The sequence below is a fragment of the Limnomicrobium aquaticum genome (assembly GCF_040545545.1).
Classification (GTDB): domain Bacteria; phylum Pseudomonadota; class Alphaproteobacteria; order Rhizobiales; family Rhizobiaceae; genus Ensifer_A; species Ensifer_A aquaticum.
The window spans coordinates 113,271-129,744 of record NZ_JBEPMB010000009.1; the positions used below are offsets into that span (position 1 = coordinate 113,271).

The 16,474-nt window shown below is 63.9% G+C and carries 15 protein-coding genes; 12 read left to right on the top strand and 3 right to left on the bottom strand.

Annotated elements, in window-relative coordinates; all coding sequences use genetic code 11:
* The 12 genes from ABID16_RS20680 to ABID16_RS20735 all read left to right on the top strand — a co-directional run bounded on the left by ABID16_RS20680 (position 1) and on the right by ABID16_RS20735 (position 13,547).
* The gene (locus tag ABID16_RS20680; protein ID WP_354558267.1) at positions 1-1,524 is read left to right on the top strand and encodes an aldehyde dehydrogenase family protein; all 1,524 of its coding nucleotides are present in this window, start codon (positions 1-3) and stop codon (positions 1,522-1,524) included.
* Between the two features lie 54 nt (positions 1,525-1,578).
* A complete protein-coding gene (locus ABID16_RS20685) occupies positions 1,579-2,832 on the top strand; it encodes an ABC transporter substrate-binding protein (protein WP_354558268.1) in 1,254 nt (417 codons plus the stop codon).
* A gap of 109 nt (positions 2,833-2,941) precedes the next feature.
* Positions 2,942-3,835, top strand: a complete 894-nt coding sequence (locus ABID16_RS20690; protein ID WP_354558269.1) for a carbohydrate ABC transporter permease — start codon at positions 2,942-2,944, stop codon at positions 3,833-3,835.
* Complete coding sequence (locus ABID16_RS20695) at positions 3,835-4,713, top strand: carbohydrate ABC transporter permease (protein WP_354558270.1); 879 nt, start codon at positions 3,835-3,837, stop codon at positions 4,711-4,713. Before ABID16_RS20690 ends, ABID16_RS20695 begins: the two co-directional genes overlap by 1 nt.
* A 4-nt stretch (positions 4,714-4,717) precedes the next feature.
* Positions 4,718-5,830, top strand: coding sequence for an ABC transporter ATP-binding protein (locus ABID16_RS20700; protein WP_354558271.1), 1,113 nt, complete (start codon positions 4,718-4,720; stop codon positions 5,828-5,830).
* A complete protein-coding gene (locus ABID16_RS20705) occupies positions 5,827-7,338 on the top strand; it encodes an FAD-dependent oxidoreductase (protein ID WP_354558272.1) in 1,512 nt (503 codons plus the stop codon). The genes ABID16_RS20700 and ABID16_RS20705 overlap by 4 nt, the downstream gene beginning before the upstream one ends.
* Entirely contained in the window at positions 7,335-8,093 is a 759-nt protein-coding gene (locus tag ABID16_RS20710) for a 3-ketoacyl-ACP reductase (RefSeq protein WP_354558273.1), read from the top strand. Before ABID16_RS20705 ends, ABID16_RS20710 begins: the two co-directional genes overlap by 4 nt.
* 71 nt (positions 8,094-8,164) lie before the next feature.
* Positions 8,165-9,751 (top strand): GMC family oxidoreductase, encoded by a 1,587-nt coding sequence (locus ABID16_RS20715; RefSeq protein WP_354558274.1) that lies wholly within the window; start codon positions 8,165-8,167, stop codon positions 9,749-9,751.
* A 13-nt stretch (positions 9,752-9,764) separates the two neighbouring features.
* Positions 9,765-10,082 (top strand): Dabb family protein, encoded by a 318-nt coding sequence (locus ABID16_RS20720; protein WP_354558275.1) that lies wholly within the window; start codon positions 9,765-9,767, stop codon positions 10,080-10,082.
* 22 nt (positions 10,083-10,104) lie between these two features.
* Positions 10,105-11,268 (top strand): dihydrodipicolinate synthase family protein, encoded by a 1,164-nt coding sequence (locus ABID16_RS20725; RefSeq protein ID WP_354558276.1) that lies wholly within the window; start codon positions 10,105-10,107, stop codon positions 11,266-11,268.
* A gap of 9 nt (positions 11,269-11,277) precedes the next feature.
* Complete coding sequence (locus tag ABID16_RS20730) at positions 11,278-12,294, top strand: LacI family DNA-binding transcriptional regulator (RefSeq protein WP_354558277.1); 1,017 nt, start codon at positions 11,278-11,280, stop codon at positions 12,292-12,294.
* Entirely contained in the window at positions 12,291-13,547 is a 1,257-nt protein-coding gene (locus tag ABID16_RS20735; protein WP_354558278.1) for a glycerate kinase type-2 family protein, read from the top strand. The genes ABID16_RS20730 and ABID16_RS20735 overlap by 4 nt, the downstream gene beginning before the upstream one ends.
* A gap of 61 nt (positions 13,548-13,608) precedes the next feature.
* Here ABID16_RS20735 and ABID16_RS20740 read toward each other — a convergent pair whose 3' ends face one another.
* From ABID16_RS20740 to ABID16_RS20750, 3 genes are read right to left on the bottom strand one after another with little or no spacing between them, the layout of a single operon-like run.
* Positions 13,609-14,100, bottom strand: coding sequence for a DUF3237 domain-containing protein (locus tag ABID16_RS20740; RefSeq protein ID WP_354558279.1), 492 nt, complete (start codon positions 14,098-14,100; stop codon positions 13,609-13,611).
* Positions 14,090-15,739, bottom strand: a complete 1,650-nt coding sequence (locus ABID16_RS20745; protein ID WP_354558280.1) for an amidohydrolase — start codon at positions 15,737-15,739, stop codon at positions 14,090-14,092. The genes ABID16_RS20740 and ABID16_RS20745 overlap by 11 nt, the downstream gene beginning before the upstream one ends.
* Positions 15,736-16,410 (bottom strand): TetR/AcrR family transcriptional regulator, encoded by a 675-nt coding sequence (locus tag ABID16_RS20750; RefSeq protein WP_354558281.1) that lies wholly within the window; start codon positions 16,408-16,410, stop codon positions 15,736-15,738. Before ABID16_RS20750 ends, ABID16_RS20745 begins: the two co-directional genes overlap by 4 nt.
* Positions 16,411-16,474: the final 64 nt, after the last annotated feature.

The window sequence follows — 16,474 nt, forward strand, 5'->3', positions numbered from 1 at the left end:
ATGAATGACCTGACTCTCATCACCACCGCCGATATCGCGCTGCCGCAGGCGCCGTTCGAAGGCCGCCACTTCATCGATGGCGCATGGTGCGACAGCGCGGAGGGCGAAACATTCGAGCGCGTCTCGCCCTCGCATGGCGTCGTCGTCAGTCGCTCGGCCAAGGGCGGCCGCGCCGACGCGGAGCGCGCCATTGCCGCCGCCCGCAAGGCCTTCGACGCCGGCATCTGGAGCCGCATTTCGGGCAAGGAACGCGCGACCGTGTTGCTCAAGGTGGCCGACCTGATCGAGGCCAATGCGGAGCGCATGGCGATCCTCGAAACCCTGGAAAGCGGCAAGCCGATCACCCAGGCGCGCGGCGAAGTTTCGGGCGCCGCCGATCTCTGGCGCTATGCCGCGTCGCTCGCCCGCACGCTGCATGGCGACAGCCACAATTCGCTCGGGCAGGATATGCTCGGCGTCGTGCTCAAGGAGCCGATCGGCGTCGTCTCGATCATCACGCCGTGGAACTTCCCCTTCTGGATCTTGAGCCAGAAGCTCCCCTTCGCGCTCGCCGCCGGCTGCACCTGCGTCGCCAAGCCGTCCGAAATGACGCCTTCCACGACCGTCATGCTCGCCGATCTTCTCGTCGAGGCGGGTCTCCCGGCGGGTGTCGTCAATATCGTCCTCGGCTTCGGTCAACCGGTTGGGCAGGTCATGGCGGAGCATGGTGAGGTCGACATGGTGACCTTTACCGGCTCGACGGCGGTGGGCAAGGCGATCATGGCGGCCGCTTCCGGCACGCTGAAGAAGGTGGCGCTGGAACTGGGCGGCAAGAACCCTCAAGCGATTTTCCCCGATGCCGATCTCGACTCCGCCGCCGATGCGGTGACCTTCGGCGTCTATTTCAATGCCGGCGAATGCTGCAATTCCGGCAGCCGCATCATCGTCCATGAGGACATTGCCGAGGCTTTCGTCGCCCGCGTCGTTGCGCTCTCGAAAAAGGTCGCTTTCGGCGATCCGCTCAATCCGGCAACGCAGGTCGGTGCCATCATCTCGTCGGCGCATCAGGACAAGATCGACGGCTATGTGCGTGCCGCAGTGGCCGCAGGCGCCAAGGTTCAGCTCGGCGGCGCGACGCTGCCGATTGCCGAACTGCCCGGCCGCTTCTACCAGCCGACGGTGGTTACCGGCGTGACGCCCGACATGCCGATTGCCCGCGAGGAAGTCTTCGGCCCGGTTCTCTCGGTGCTGACGTTCCGCACGCTCGAAGAGGCCATCGATCTCGTCAATGACGCATCCTATGGCCTCTCGGCCGGCGTCTGGAGCGAGAATGTCCATACCTGCCTCGAATTTTCCCGCCGTGTGCAGGCCGGAACCGTCTGGACCAATACCTGGATGGACGGTTTTCCCGAGCTCACCTTCGGCGGGTTCAAGCAAAGCGGCCAGGGCCGCGAAATCGGACCCTACGGCCTCGACGAATTCCTGGAAGTCAAAACCGTCGTCATGCGGGTCGGCCGGACACGGCCGAACTGGGTGAGGAGCTGACGGACACTTTCAGGACGCATCAAGTCACGCAACGCACCAATCAAGGAGGAGTACATGCGTAGCTTCATCAAGACGGCACTGGCCACCGCGGCCGTGCTCGCAGCCACCACCACGCTTTCCCACGCAACCGATGTCGAAGTCCTGCACTGGTGGACGTCCGGCGGCGAGGCGGCAGCACTCAATGTTCTGAAGGAAGACCTGAAGGCCAAGGGCATCGGCTGGGTCGACATGCCGGTGGCCGGCGGCGGTGGCGAAGCGGCCATGACCGCTCTGCGCGCCCGCGTCACGGCCGGCAATCCGCCGACCGCCGTGCAGATGCTCGGTTTCGACATTCTCGACTGGGCGCAGCAGGGCGCTCTCGGCAATCTCGATGCGGTCGCCTCCAAGGAGGGCTGGGACAAGGTCGTGCCGGCAGCACTTCAGAAGTTTTCCAAATATGACGGCCACTGGATCGCAGCCCCGGTCAACGTGCATTCGACCAACTGGATCTGGATCAGCAAGGCCGCGCTCGACAAGACCGGCCTGAAGGCGCCTGAAAACTGGGATCAGCTGATTGCCGTTCTCGACAAGATGAAGGCCAATGGCATCACGCCGCTCGCCCATGGCGGTCAGCCCTGGCAGGAAGCCACGATCTTCGACGGCGTCGTGCTCTCCGAAGGCACCGATTTCTACAAGAAGGCCTTCATCGATCTCGACCCGGCGACGCTTGGCGGCGACAAGATGGCGGAGGCCTTCACGCGCCTGATGAAGCTGCGCACCTATGCGGACGACAACTTCTCCGGCCGCGACTGGAACCTTGCCTCTGCCATGGTCATCAACGGCAAGGCCGGCATGCAGATCATGGGCGACTGGGCCAAGGGCGAATTCCTCAAGGCCGGCCAGAAGCCGGGCACGGACTTCGTCTGCATCCGCTTCCCCGGCACGCAAGGCGCGGTCACCTTCAACTCCGACCAGTTCGCGATGTTCAACGTGAAGGGCGACGACAAGATCAAGGCGCAGACGGAAATGGCCTCGTCCATCGAAAGCCCGAAGTTCCAGTCTGCCTTCAACGTGGTCAAGGGCTCGGTTCCGGCCCGCACGGACGTGCCGGATACCGCCTTTGACGATTGCGGCAAGAAGGGCATCAAGGATCTGGCCGAAGCCAGCTCGAAGGGCACGCTGTTCGGCTCGATGGCACATGGTCATGCCGCGCCGGCTTCGGTGAAGAGCGCCGTCTATGACGTCGTGACCAAGTCCTTCAACGGCGGCTTCAAGACCGGCAAAGAAGCCGCAAAGGCCCTGGCCGACGCTGTCGCCGCCGCCAAGTAAGGCTTTGACAAGAGGAGAGGGCGGCACTCCGCCGCCCTCCATCTCCGTCCTTTTTGCTCGGAGACCTCCGGCTCTCGCCGGCAAAACGACATTTCATGGGAGACCCGACATGGCCAGCTCAGCAGAGGCCGATCTTCGCACGCGCATACAGGACTGGCTGCCCAAGATCGTGCTGGCGCCGTCCTTCGCCGTGACGCTGCTTTTCGTCTACGGCTTCATTCTCTTCACCGTCTTCCTGTCGTTCACCGGCTCCAAGATGCTGCCGAACTACACGCTCATTGGCTGGGAGAATTACCGCAAGCTCTGGGCGCTGGAAAACTGGCACATCGCCATCGTCAATATCGGCATTTTCGCCAGCCTCTATATCGTCATCTGCACCGTGCTCGGGCTGATGCTGGCGATCTTTCTCGACCAGAAGATCCGCGGCGAAGGCGTGCTTCGGCCGATCTATCTCTACCCGATGGCGCTCTCCTTCATCGTCACGGGCACGGCGTGGAAATGGTTCCTCGATCCGGGCATCGGGCTTGAACATGTCATGCACCTCTGGGGCTGGGAGAGCTTTTCCTTCACCTGGATCAAGGACAACAACATGGCGATCTACACGATCGTGATCGCGGCCGTCTGGCAGACCAGCGGCTTCGTCATGGCCATGTTTCTCGCGGGTCTCCGCGGCATCGACAACGAGATTCTGAAGGCGGCGCAGATTGACGGCGCATCGAGCTTCCAGCTCTATCGCCGCATCGTCATTCCCATGCTGCGCCCGGCTTTCCTGTCGTCCTTCGTCATCCTCAGCCATCTGGCGATCAAGTCCTATGACCTGGTGATCGCGCTGACGGGCGGTGGGCCGGGACGCGCAACCGAAATGCCGGCGACCTTCATGTATTCCTACACATTCACCCGCAACCAGATGGGCATCGGGGCGGCCTCCGCCGTGATCATGCTGATGACGATTGCCGCCATCATGGTTCCCTATCTCTATGCCGAGCTGAAGGAGAAGTCATAATGTCCGCCGTCAGCCAGGATACCGCCGTCAATACCGGCCGGATCGCCCGCACCTTCATCTATCTGCTCCTGTTGCTCTTCGCACTGTTCTACCTGCTGCCGCTCTATGTGATGGTGGTGAACTCGCTGAAACCCTTGTCCGAAGTTACCGGCGGCAACATGATGGCGCTGCCGCGGACCTGGACGCTGGAGGCCTGGAAATCCGCCTGGTCCACCGCGCAGATCGGCGTTTCGCCCACGGGTCTTGAGCCTTACTTCCTCAATTCCATCCTCATGGTCGTGCCGGCCGTGGCGATCTCGACCGTGATCGGAGCGCTGAACGGCTATGTGCTGACCAAGTGGCGCTTCCGCTTCGACACGATTGTCTTCGGCCTGATGCTGTTTTCCTGCTTCATTCCGTTCCAGATCGTGCTGATCCCGATGGCCATGGTTCTCGGCAAGCTGGGGCTTGCCGGGACCGTGCCGGGCCTTGTGCTTGTCCATGTCGTCTACGGCATCGGCTTCACGACGCTCTATTATCGCAATTACTACGCCACGTTCCCCACTGAACTGGTGCGGGCGGCGCAGATCGACGGCGCGGGCTTCTTCCGCATCTTCTGGCGCATTCTCCTGCCGATTTCCGGGCCGATCACCGTTGTTTCCGTCATCTGGCAGTTCACCAATATCTGGAACGACTTCCTGTTCGGCGTCTCCTTCGGCGGCACCAGCCAGCCGATGACGGCGGCGCTGAACAACCTCGTCCAGTCCTCCACGGGCGTGAAGGAATATAACGTCCATTTCGCGGGCGCGATCATCGCCGCCCTTCCCACTCTCTTCGTCTACATCGTCGCCGGGCGCTATTTTGTGCGCGGCCTGATGGCGGGCTCTGTCAAAGGATAAGATCATGGGCTTTCTCGACATCGCAAACGTCACCAAGTCCTACGGCAAGCTGGAAGTACTGCATCGCGTGGACATCTCCATCGAGGAAGGCGAATTCCTCGTTCTCGTCGGCCCGTCCGGCTGCGGCAAGTCCACGCTGCTGGGCATGATCGCCGGCTTGGAGGGCATTTCGTCGGGTGATATTTCGATCAAGGGCCGCGTCATCAATGGCGTGCATCCGTCCAAGCGCAACATCGCCATGGTGTTCCAGAGCTATGCGCTCTATCCCAACATGACGGTGGCGCAGAACATCACCTTCGGGCTGGAAATGCATGGGGTGCCGAAGCCGGAGCGGGACAAGTCGTTGAGCGACGTCGCCAAGCTCCTGCAGATCGACCATCTGCTCGACCGCAAGCCCGGACAGCTTTCCGGAGGCCAGCGCCAGCGCGTCGCCATGGGCCGGGCGCTGGTGCGCGACCCGGATGTCTTCCTCTTCGACGAGCCGCTGTCGAACCTTGATGCGAAGCTGCGCGTCGACATGCGCACCGAGATCAAGAAGCTGCACGAGAAGCTGAAGACGACCATCGTCTACGTCACGCACGATCAGATCGAGGCGATGACGCTCTCGACCCGCATCGCCGTCATGTACAAGGGCTACATCCAGCAGCTCGGCACGCCGAAGGAAATCTACGACACGCCCGCCAATGTCTTCGTCGCCACCTTCATGGGCAGCCCGGCAATGAACGTCATCTCCGCGAAGGTCGTCGTGAAGGACGGCATGCCTTACGCCGAGGTGAAGGACGCCAAGGGCGCGGCGCAGCATCTGCGCTTCAGCCAGCAGAACCTCACCGCCTGGGATGGAAAAAATATCCTGCTCGGCATCCGCCCGGAGGCGATCACCGATCCCGAAGGGGCGGACCGCAAGTCCAACAATATCGTGCCGCTCGTCAACGATGTCATCGTGACCGAACCGGCGGGCTCCGATACGTTCGTCACCATGTCGCTCTCCGGCAAGGACGTGATTGCGCGCATGCGCGCCGACACCGATATCCGCGCCGGCCAGCGCTTCGACTTTGCCGTCAACATGGACAAGGCGGTTGCCTTCGATCCCGCATCCGAGGAACGGATCAAGCCGTGAGCGACCACGACATCATCATCATCGGTTCCGGAATGGGGGGTGCGACACTGGCCGCAGCGCTTGCCTCTTCCTCGGCTTCCTCCCGGCGCCGCATCCTGATCCTCGAAAAGGGCGAGCGGCTGCAACCCTCTCCCGCCGATCGGGATGCGGCTTCGATTTTCGCCCGAGGCCATTTCCGCCCCAGGGAGGAATGGCTTGACGGCGAGGGCAAGCCGTTCAATCCGGGCAATTATTACAATGTCGGCGGCAATTCGAAATTCTACGGCGCAGTGCTTATCCGCTACCGCAGGGAGGACTTCAGTCCGCTGCGCCACATCGGCGGCACGACGCCCGGCTGGCCGCTGGCCTATGACGAGATCGAACCCTTCTACCAGCAGGCCGAAACGCTCTATCGCGTGCGCGGCCAGATCGGCGAGGACCCGACCGAGCCGCACCATTCCGGCACCTATCCGCATGCGCCGCTCCCCGACGAGGCGCCGATTGCCGACCTGCGTCAGCGCCTGAAGCGCGTCGGCCTGCATCCGGCCTCGCTGCCGCTGGGCGTCGATCTGGAGCGCTGGCTAAAAGCCGGCCAGACGACCTGGGACGCCTATCCCAACACCTGCGGCGGCAAGATGGATGCCGAGACGATTGCGCTGGAAGAGGCCTTGAAGCATCCGAACGTGACGCTGAAGACCGGTTGCGAAGTGACGCGGCTGATCGCCGGGGCGGACGGGCGCATTACAGGCGTCGAGGTTCTGGAAGCGGGAAGCCGGCAGGTTCTCGAAGCACCGGTGATCGTGCTGGCCGCCGGCGCGGTACGCTCGGCCTCGATCCTGCTCGCCTCGGCCAATGAGCGCCACCCGAATGGGCTTGCCAACAGCTCCGATCAGGTCGGCCGCAATTTCATGAACCACAATTGCTCTGCCGTGCTGGCGCTGCATCCGTTCCGCAGGAACAATTCGGTCTATCAGAAGACCCTGATGGTCAACGACTTCTATTTGACCGGCGGGCCGAACGGCGAACCGCTGGGCAATATCCAGCTTCTCGGCAAGATCACCGGCACGATCCTCAAGGCCAACTCGCCGCTGCCGGGGCCGCTGGCCGACTGGATCGCGGCGCGCGCGGTCGATCTCTACGCCATGTCGGAAGACCTGCCGAACCCGCAAAGCCGGGTGACGCTGCGCAATGGGCAAATCGTGCTCGACTGGAAGCGCTCCAACTGGGAGGCGCATCTGCAGCTGGTCGAGAAGCTGAAGGCGCTGTTGCGCAAGGCCGGCTACCCGGTCGTCCTGTCGCGCCCCTTCGACCGTCGCACCCCGTCGCATCAATGCGGCACGGCGCGGATGGGCAGCGACCCGGCTTCGAGCGTCGTCAATTCCTTCGGCCGCAGCCACGACCATCGCAACCTCTTCATCGCCGACGCCTCCGTGTTGCCGACCTCGGCGGCGGTGAATCCGGCGCTGACGATTGCGGCCCTGTCGCTCCGCATGGCGAAACACATCCTGGAGACGGAGGCCGCAGCATGAGCCCGCTAGCACTCATCACCGGCGGCCAGCAGGGCATCGGTTTCGGTATTGCCAAGGCGCTGGTCGCCGCTGGCTTCCGCGTCGCGCTGGTGGCGGAAGTCGCGCCGGAGGCAGAGGTCGTGGGTGAGGCATTGGCTGCACTTGGCGGCGAGGCACGCTATTTCCAGCATGACCTGCGCGACGTCGCCCACGCGGAAGCCTGCATCGCCGATGTCGTGCGCGCCATGGGGCCAATCGATACGTTCGTGTCCAATGCGGGCGTGCCGGCAAAAGTGCGCGGCGACATGCTGGACATGGCGCCGGAAAGCTTCGATTTCGTCTTCGACATCAACCTGCGCGGGGCCTTCTTCCTCGCACAGGCTGCGGCGCGGCATATGCTGGCGACCGTCAGCGAACACTATCGCTCGATGCTCTTTGTCACCTCCGTCAGCGCCGAGATGATCTCCATCGAGCGGGCGGAATATTGCATGTCGAAATCGGCGGCCTCGATGATGGCGCAGCTTTTCGCGGTGCGGATGGCTCCGGCTGGTATCGGCGTCTTCGAGCTTCGCCCCGGCATTATCGAGACCGGCATGACGGCGGGCGTGAAGGACAAATATACCGCGCGGATCGAGGGCGGGCTGGTGCCGGTCGCGCGCTGGGGGCAGCCGGGCGATATCGGCGCGGCGGTGGTGCCGCTCGCCACCGGGCAATTCAGTTTCGCGACGGGTGCGGTGATCCCCGTCGACGGCGGCCTCTCGCTGCCGAGACTTTAGATTTTTTACGCAATTCCGGACGCGAAACCGGTTCCCACTTTCGCTGGAATTGCTTGCAGGAGTTCTCGAGAATGCAGACGTCTTACGATTTCATCATCTGCGGCGGCGGGTCGGCCGGCTCGGTGCTGGCGGCGCGGCTCTCCGAAAACCCGAAGGCGCGCGTGCTGCTGCTGGAGGCCGGCGGGCGCGACTGGCATCCGTTCTACCACATGCCGGCGGGCTTCGCGAAAATGACGAAGGGCATCGGCAGCTGGGGCTGGCACAGCGTACCGCAGAAGCACATGAACAACATGGTCATCCGCTACACCCAGGCGAAGGTTCTGGGCGGCGGCTCGACCATCAATGCGCAGATCTACACGCGCGGTAATGCGCTCGACTATGACGACTGGCGGCAGATGGGCTGCGAGGGCTGGTCCTACGAGGACGTGCTGCCCTATTTCCGCAAGGCGGAAGACAACGATACCTATGACAACCGCTATCATGGCAAGGGCGGTCCGCTCGGCGTCAGCAAGCCAGCCGCCCCGCTGCCGATCTGCGAGGCCTATTTCAAGGCCGCCGGCCAGCTAGGCATCCCGACTAATCACGACATGACCGGCGAGAAGCAGGACGGCGTCGGTTACTATCAGCTGACGCAGCGCAACGTCCGCCGCTCCTCCGCTTCGGTCGCCTATCTCAACCCGGCCCGCAGCCGGCCGAACCTGACCATCAAGACCGGCGCGCAGATCCTGCGCGTGCTCGTCGAAAATGGCAAGGCCGTCGGCGTCGAGGTGGCGGGCGAGGGGACGATCCGCGCCGATGTCGAAGTCATCCTATCCTCGGGCGCCATCGGCAGTCCGCGTCTGCTGATGCTCTCCGGAATTGGTCCGGCCGATCATTTGCGCGGTCTTGGGCTTCCGGTGGTCTTCGATCAGCCGGGCGTTGGCTCGAACCTGCAGGACCATGTCGATCTTTTCGTCATTGCCGTATGCACCGGCCCGCATACCTATGACCGCTATGCCAAGCCGCATCTGTCGGTGCTGGCCGGCCTGCAATATCTGCTCCAGAAAAAAGGCCCGGTCGCCTCGAGCCTCTTCGAGACGGGCGGCTTCTGGTATGCCGACCGGGAAGCGCGCTCGCCGGATATCCAGTTCCATCTCGGGCTCGGCTCGGGCATCGAGGCGGGCGTTGCGGCGATGGAAAATGGCGGCGTAACGCTCAATTCCGCCTATCTGCGCCCGCGCTCGCGCGGCACGGTGCGGCTCGCCTCCTCCGATCCGCTGGCTGCTCCGCTGATCGACCCGAACTATTGGGCCGACCCTTATGACCGCGAAATGTCCATTCGCGGGTTGAAGCTCGCGCAGGAGATCATGCGGCAGGATGCGCTGAAGCCCTATGTGAAGGCCGAGCGCCTGCCGGGTCCCGAGGTGCGGACCGAGCAGGATTATTTCGACTATGCCTGCCGCCACGCCAAGACCGACCACCACCCTGCCGGCACCTGCCGCATGGGGGCCGATCCCGCCGCCGTCGTCGATCCGCAATTGCGCTTCAACGGGATCGAGCGCTTGCGGGTCGTTGATGCCTCGATCATGCCGACGCTGGTCTCTTCCAACACGAATGCGCCCACCATCATGATTGCGGAAAAAGCCGCCGACATGATCCGCGCCGCCCATGGCCTCTGAGAGGAACGCTTAAATGATGATCCGCCATATCGTCCTCATCCGCTTCCGCGCCGAGGTCACCGAAGCCCAGATTGCGGCGATGTTCGCAGAGCTTGAGGAGATCCGCACCAAGATTTCCGGCGTGCTGTCGATCACCGCCGGCCGTAGCGAGAGCCCGGAAAAGATCGAGCGTGGCTACATGCACGGCTTCGTCGTCGATTTCGACGGCTGGGATGCGCTGGAAGCCTACCAGACCCATCCCGATCACAAGGCGCTGGGCGCAAAGCTGGTCGCCCATGCGGACGGTGGGCTCGACGGCATTCTCGTCTTCGACCTGCCGGTAGGCGAATAAGTGAACGAATAGGAGCGTTACCATGTTGAAACTGCCCAATGCCGATCACACGCTCGAAGCCTATTCGCTCATCGGAACGCCGCTGGTGCCCCGTGCGCCGCGCGTGCCCTTCACCCGCACCGCCTTTGCCGCCGCCCATGTTGTCTCCGATCCCTTGCGTGAGCGCAGCCCGTGGGACACGCGGCCTGCCGTGGACTGGGGGGCAACGCTCGCCTTCCGGCAGGGTCTCTGGGATCAGGGGCTCGGGCTTGCCGAGGCGATGGACACGGCGCAGCGTGGCATGGGTGTTGATTGGCTCACCGCGAAGGAACTGATCGAGCGGACCATGGCCGCCGCCAAGGTTCATCCGCAAAAGCCGCGCGTGGCCTGCGGGGCCGGCACCGATCATGTTGCGCTGGCCGATCTCACGGATGCCGATGCCATTCTCGCGGCTTATGAAACACAGGCCTCGGCCATCGAGGCGGCGGGCGGTCAGCTGATCCTCATGGCGTCCCGCGCCTTCACGGCAATAGGTGCTGGCCGCGACATCTACCGCAAGGTCTATCGCCGGCTGATCGACGGGGCGGCAGAGCCCGTGATCCTGCATTGGCTGGGCGACATGTTCGATCCGGCGCTCGCCGGCTATTGGGGTACGAGTGACGTGGCGGAAGCCAGCGATTTCGTGCTGGATCTGATCGGCGAAAATCCTGGCAAGGTGGATGGCATCAAGATTTCGCTGCTCGATCAGGCGCATGAGGAAGCTTTCCGCGCGCGCCTGCCTTCGGGCGTACGGCTCTACACGGGCGACGACTTCAACTATGCGGCGCTGATTGAAGGCGACGGGCGGCATTATTCCCATGCGCTGCTCGGCATTTTCGCGGCCATCGCGCCGGCGGCAAGCCAGGCTCTCGAAGCGTTGGCGCAGGGCGACCGGGAGACCTATCACAAGCTCTTCGCCCCGACCGTGCCGCTCAGCCGCGAGATCTTCCGGGCGCCAACGCGGTTTTACAAGGCGGGCATCGCGTTTCTCTCCTGGCTCAACGGCACCCAGACGCATTTCATCATGCCGGCCGGTTTCCAGTCGAGCCGCGACATCACGCATTATGCGGAGGTTTTCCGGCTGGCGGATCAGGCGGGGCTGCTTGCCAAGCCGGACCTCGCTGTCCACAGGATGCGAACCTTGCTTGCGCTCCACGGAATCGAATAGGTTCCGGGAATGGAGCGCAGACCGACCATCGTCGACGTGGCGCGCGAGGCGGGGGTGTCGAAATCGACCGTCAGCCTCGTGTTGCAGCAAAGCCCGCTGGTGCGGGAGGAAAAGCGCGTTCTGGTCCGCGAGGCGATGGACAAGCTCGGCTATGTCTACAATCGCTCGGCGGCCAACCTGCGCTCGGCCAATGTCGGTCTCATCGGTCTCGTCATCAACGACTTGCGAAACCCGTTCTTCACCGAATTCGCCACCTCGCTGCAGATGGCGCTCTCGGCGCGGGGCTATGCCACGGTGCTTGCCAATACGGACGAGGACCCGGCGATCCAGGCGCAGGTGGTCTCGGCGATCATCGAGCATGGCGTGTCTGCGCTGATCATCTCGCCCGCCTATGGCGAGGAATCAGCGACTTTCGATGCCATTGCGCGGGCCAACATTCCAACCATGCAGGTGTTGCGCAAGGTCGATCCGCGCGTCGAGACATTTCCGTTTGCGGCCCCCGACTATCTCTCCGGCAGCCGGCTTGCCGCCGAACATCTGGTCAGGGGCGGTGCAAAGCGTGTGGCCTTTGTTGGCGGGCTTGAGGGGCGGGCGGTGGCGCAGGAGCGCATGTCCGGCTATTTCGAGGTGATGGCAGAGGCCGGCATCGAGCCCTTTGTCCTCTCGGGTCGCGCCAGCCGCGCCTTCGGTCACGAGGCGGCGGCGATCCTGACGCGCGACCATCCCGATATCGATGCGGCCATCTGTTTTTCCGACCTTGTGGCGCTCGGGCTCCTGTCCGGCTGCGCCCGCATCGGCCGCAAGGTGGGCGAGGATTTCCGCATCGTCGGCTTCGACGATATCGAGGAATGCGCGCAGGTCTACCCGCCGCTCACCTCTGTGCGCTGCGACATTGCGGGCTTCGGCAAGGATGTCGCCTCGACCGTGCTCGACTGGCTGGAAGACAGCCAGGCGCCGATCAGCGAGCATCGCACGCCGGTGGAACTGATCGTTCGCGATTCCAGCAATGGCGGCCTACACGCATGATTTCGACCGAAACCTTCCTGCGGCAGCTCTTCGACAAGGCGGTGGAGGTGGCCGACCCCATGCGCTCGCTCGCCCGCTTCCTGCCGGAACGGCCGCAGGGTCGGGTGATCGTGGTGGGTGCCGGCAAGGCGAGTGCGCGCATGGCCGAAGCGGTCGAGGCCGCCTGGGGGCCCTGCGAGGGGCTTGTCATCACGCGCTACGGCTATGGCCGGCCCTGCCGGGGAATCGAGATCGTGGAAGCTGCACATCCGGTGCCGGATGAGAGCGGGCTTGCCGCGACTGCCCGCATGATCGAGCTTGTGAAGACGGCGGGTGAGGGTGATTTCGTCCTCGCGCTGATCTCCGGCGGTGCCTCCGCGCTTCTCGTGGCTCCCGCCGAGGGTGTCAGCCTTGCCGAGAAACAGGCGATCAATTCAGCGCTTCTCGCGTCCGGCGCGCCTATCGACAGGATGAATACCGTGCGCAAGCATCTGAGCCGCGTGAAGGGTGGACAACTGGCGGCGGCCGCCTATCCGGCGCGGATGCTCTCGCTTCTGATTTCCGACGTGCCGGGCGACGATCCCGCCTTCATCGGCTCCGGCCCGACCGTTGGCGATGCCTCGACGCCTGCCGATGCGCTGGCGACCCTGCAACGGTGGAAGATCGAAGTTCCGGCAATCGTCAAGGCGGCGCTTGCCGCGCCCAGCCGTGTTCTGGCGCCCAGCGATCCGCGTCTCTCCCGCGTTGAAAACGTGATCTATGCCGCGCCGAAACAATCGCTCGCCGCCGCCGCCGAGCTGGCGGAGAAGGCGGGCTTCGATGTGCGCCTGCTCGGCGATGCACTGGAGGGCGAGGCCCGCGATGTGGCGACGGCACAGGCGCAAATGGCCCTCGACATCCGTGCGTCGCTTCGCCCCGGCGATCGCCCGGTTCTCCTGCTTTCCGGGGGCGAGCTGACCGTCACGCGGCGCGGCAACGGCGTCGGCGGGCCGAATGCGGAATTCTGCCTTGCGCTGGCGATTGCGTTGAATGGAGCGGAGGGCATTCACGCGATTGCCTGCGATACCGATGGTGTTGACGGGGCGGCGGAGGTGGCGGGCGCGGTGATCGGGCCGGGAACGCTCGCGGCCGCGCAAGCTGCGGACATCGATCCGCAGGCCGCCCTTGCGGCCAATGATGCGCACAGCTTCTTCGCCGCGATCGGAGCCCAGGTCGTCACTGGCCCGACACTGACCAATGTCAACGACTTCCGCGCCATCGCAATCGGTGTGTGACCAAAGCAATTCCGGCGAAAGTGGAAACCGCTTTCGCGTCGGCAATTGCGCCGGACGATGATCAGGGCAGGACGGGCGCTTCCCACAATTCGATGTAGACATGCGCGTCGTCGCCGGCTTCGGCGAGCGCGGTCCCGAAAAAGACCGCGCTGCCGAGGTGGCTGTGCTTGCCTTCCGGCACTTCCAGCTCCGCGCGCGTGCGGCCGAAGAAGCTGCCGTCCGGCTGGCCGATCATGCGGCCCGCATTGGTTACCATGACGGGCGTTCCGTCTTCCAGTTCGAGGCAATAGCGGGCTTCAATAGCATACGATCCATCTGGAAGGGCGAGCGCGAAATCCGCGCCGCCGGGGACGACGCGGCCGCTCCAGCCGACCCCCACGGCCTCGCCACCGATGATGGGGAAGACCGCGCGGGTCGTGCCCTGCGTGGTCTTGAACTCCATGGCCGGACCGATGTCGGCGCGGATGACGCAGGCCTTTGTCAGCGTCGGCGCGGCGAGCGTCCGGCTTGCGCCCAGCGTCGTCATGTCGGCAGTCAATGTCTCAGGCTTCATGGGTGATCCTCCCGTCGCAAACGGTCATTCGAATGCCGATCCCGGCGATCTCGTTGACCGGCGTGGCTTCGATATCGGCAGCCAGCAGCACGAGGTCGGCCAGCATGCCGGGGCGCAGCGTGCCCGTCCTGTCTTCCATGTGGCCAGTATAGGCGCCGATGGAGGTGAAGGCCTTCAGCACATCGTTAAACGGCAGGCGATGGTCGGGCAGGCCCGGCAGATGCGGCTCGCGCGTGAGCGCGGTCTGAATGCCGAGCAACGGATCGATGGGAACGATCGGCCAGTCGGACGAGAAGGCAACCTTCGCGCCGGCCTCATGGAGCTGGCGCCAGGCATAGGCGTAAGGCGCGCGCTTCTCGCCGATGCTGCGGCTCGTGGGGTTCTCGCCAACCGGGGCATGGAGCGGCTGGACGGAGGCGATGACGCCGAGTTCGCCGAAGCGCGGAATATCGGCGGGGTCGATCATCTCGACATGCTCGATGCGATGGCGGCTGTCGCGCGGGCCGTTGGCCTTTCGGGCGGCCTCGTAGCCGTCGAGCGCGATGCGCACGGCAGCATCGCCGATGGCATGGACCGTGATCTGTATCCCGCGCCGGTCGACCTCGATGGCCGCCTCACGGAAGGAGTCTGCATCGAAGATCGGATCGCCGCGCAGGCCGGGCTTGTCGGCATAGTCGTCGAGCATGGCCGCCGTGCCGCTCTCGATGACGCCGTCGATGAAGATCTTGACGCGGCCGCAGGTCAGCTTGTCGCCGGTGAAGTCGCGCGTCATGGCGGATGCCCGGTCAAGTTCGCTGAGCGGCATGTCGCGGGTCAGGTGGAAGGGCACGGAGATGCGCGAGAGAAGCCCGCCTTCTGCCTCGACATCGCGCAGCAGTTCGAGGAGATGCCGGTTGCCGTCCATGTTGTGCATGGAGGTGATGCCCTTCGAAGCGGCGAATTTCATGCCCTGCTTCAGGATTTCCAAGTCGTCGCGCCACTCTTCCGGCGTCGGGGTCACCGGAGGCTCGATGCCGGACATGCCGAGCATTTCGCGCCCGCCCGTGGTGCGCAGGTCGAGCACGGGCAGCAGGGCGAATTTCTCGCGCAGCTCGCCGGTCGCCAGACCGTCCTCGCCCATCACGACCTCATTGCCGACCGGCAGTTCCCGGCCGTTGAGAAGGCCTGCGGCCTTGAGTGCCGCCGTGTTTGCGAAGAGCGTGTGGAAATCGTAGGCCATGGCAGCGATCGGCCGGTCGGGGCAGATGCGGTCGAGCGCATGGCGGTCGAGACGGGTTCCGCGGCCGAGAATTTCGTAGTCAGCCCCTTGAGCCAGCAGCAGGCCTTCATCCGGCTTGGAGGCCGCAAACGCCAGGAAGCCGGCCTTCAGCGCCTCGAACCCCTTGACGCCCGAAAGCTGCAGCAGGGTCTGGCCATAGGCGCCGGAGAAGAGATGGACATGGCTTTCCACGAAGCCGGGCATCAGGGTCGCGCCATGGGCGTCGATGAAGCGGGTTTCGGGACCGGCATGATCGAAAACAGCCTCTTCCGAGCCAATCGCGATGATCCGGTTGCCACCCACAGCAAGCGCTTCCGCCCGGGGCATGCTGTCGTCCATCGTCAGCACGCGGGCGTTGACGAAGATCAGTGAGGCTTTCATTCAGGCATTCCTTTGCGCATGGGATGGGCGATGCAGGCCTCATCGAAAATCATGTGGACAAGCGGCAGGAGGCGCGCGCGCAGATGAGCTTCATGCTCGTCGAGCGTCTGCTCCTCTGTGGTGATGAGGGTGACAAAGCAGGGCATCCAGACGTCATTGAACAGGCGGGCGAGGTAGTCGGGGCTGACCTCAGCGCCTGACCGCGTCGTGAGCATAAGTCCGTCGAGGAACTCCGCCACCACGGAAATCACGGCCTCGTTCGTATACCGATATTGGGAGGCGAGTTCGGTTTCCGGATGACGGATCGTCGCGGATTCCGCATAACGCCACACCTGCTTGTCGGCGATCTCAAGCGTTCGGCGCGACACGCGAAGAAAAAGCTGCAGGATCAGAGTTCCAAGATCGGTTTTCTCGTTCCAGTGCAGCGGGCGATCCTGTTCGCGCGCCTCGTTGGTGCCTTCACTGATCAGTGCGATCAGCACCCCGTCCTTCGAGCCGAAATAGTTGAACACGGTCGGTGCCGAAATGCCGGCCGCAGCAGCGATGTCGGCCATCGTCGTGGCATCGAGCCCGTGGCTTTCAAACAGCCTCTGCGCGGCCGCGATGATCTCGTCGCGGCGCTTCGCCTTCTTCCGGCTGCGCAAGCCGGGTTCGGCCATTCGGGGCTGCATGAGTGGGTGTCCCATTATTTTCTTTTCACGCTCAAATTTTTGTGTCTATAAAAAATTTGGTTGA

Bases quoted from the DNA above. Each gene is read 5' to 3' on its own strand.
- ABID16_RS20750 (WP_354558281.1), bottom strand. From the start codon at position 16,410: ATGCAGCCCCGAATGGCCGAACCCGGCTTGCGCAGCCGGAAGAAGGCG.
- ABID16_RS20745 (WP_354558280.1), bottom strand. From the start codon at position 15,739: ATGAAAGCCTCACTGATCTTCGTCAACGCCCGCGTGCTGACGATGGAC.
- ABID16_RS20690 (WP_354558269.1), top strand. From the start codon at position 2,942: ATGGCCAGCTCAGCAGAGGCCGATCTTCGCACGCGCATACAGGACTGG.
- ABID16_RS20680 (WP_354558267.1), top strand. From the start codon at position 1: ATGAATGACCTGACTCTCATCACCACCGCCGATATCGCGCTGCCGCAG.
- ABID16_RS20730 (WP_354558277.1), top strand. From the start codon at position 11,278: ATGGAGCGCAGACCGACCATCGTCGACGTGGCGCGCGAGGCGGGGGTG.
- ABID16_RS20720 (WP_354558275.1), top strand. From the start codon at position 9,765: ATGATGATCCGCCATATCGTCCTCATCCGCTTCCGCGCCGAGGTCACC.
- ABID16_RS20725 (WP_354558276.1), top strand. From the start codon at position 10,105: ATGTTGAAACTGCCCAATGCCGATCACACGCTCGAAGCCTATTCGCTC.
- ABID16_RS20685 (WP_354558268.1), top strand. From the start codon at position 1,579: ATGCGTAGCTTCATCAAGACGGCACTGGCCACCGCGGCCGTGCTCGCA.
- ABID16_RS20710 (WP_354558273.1), top strand. From the start codon at position 7,335: ATGAGCCCGCTAGCACTCATCACCGGCGGCCAGCAGGGCATCGGTTTC.
- ABID16_RS20735 (WP_354558278.1), top strand. From the start codon at position 12,291: ATGATTTCGACCGAAACCTTCCTGCGGCAGCTCTTCGACAAGGCGGTG.
- ABID16_RS20740 (WP_354558279.1), bottom strand. From the start codon at position 14,100: ATGAAGCCTGAGACATTGACTGCCGACATGACGACGCTGGGCGCAAGC.
- ABID16_RS20695 (WP_354558270.1), top strand. From the start codon at position 3,835: ATGTCCGCCGTCAGCCAGGATACCGCCGTCAATACCGGCCGGATCGCC.
- ABID16_RS20715 (WP_354558274.1), top strand. From the start codon at position 8,165: ATGCAGACGTCTTACGATTTCATCATCTGCGGCGGCGGGTCGGCCGGC.
- ABID16_RS20700 (WP_354558271.1), top strand. From the start codon at position 4,718: ATGGGCTTTCTCGACATCGCAAACGTCACCAAGTCCTACGGCAAGCTG.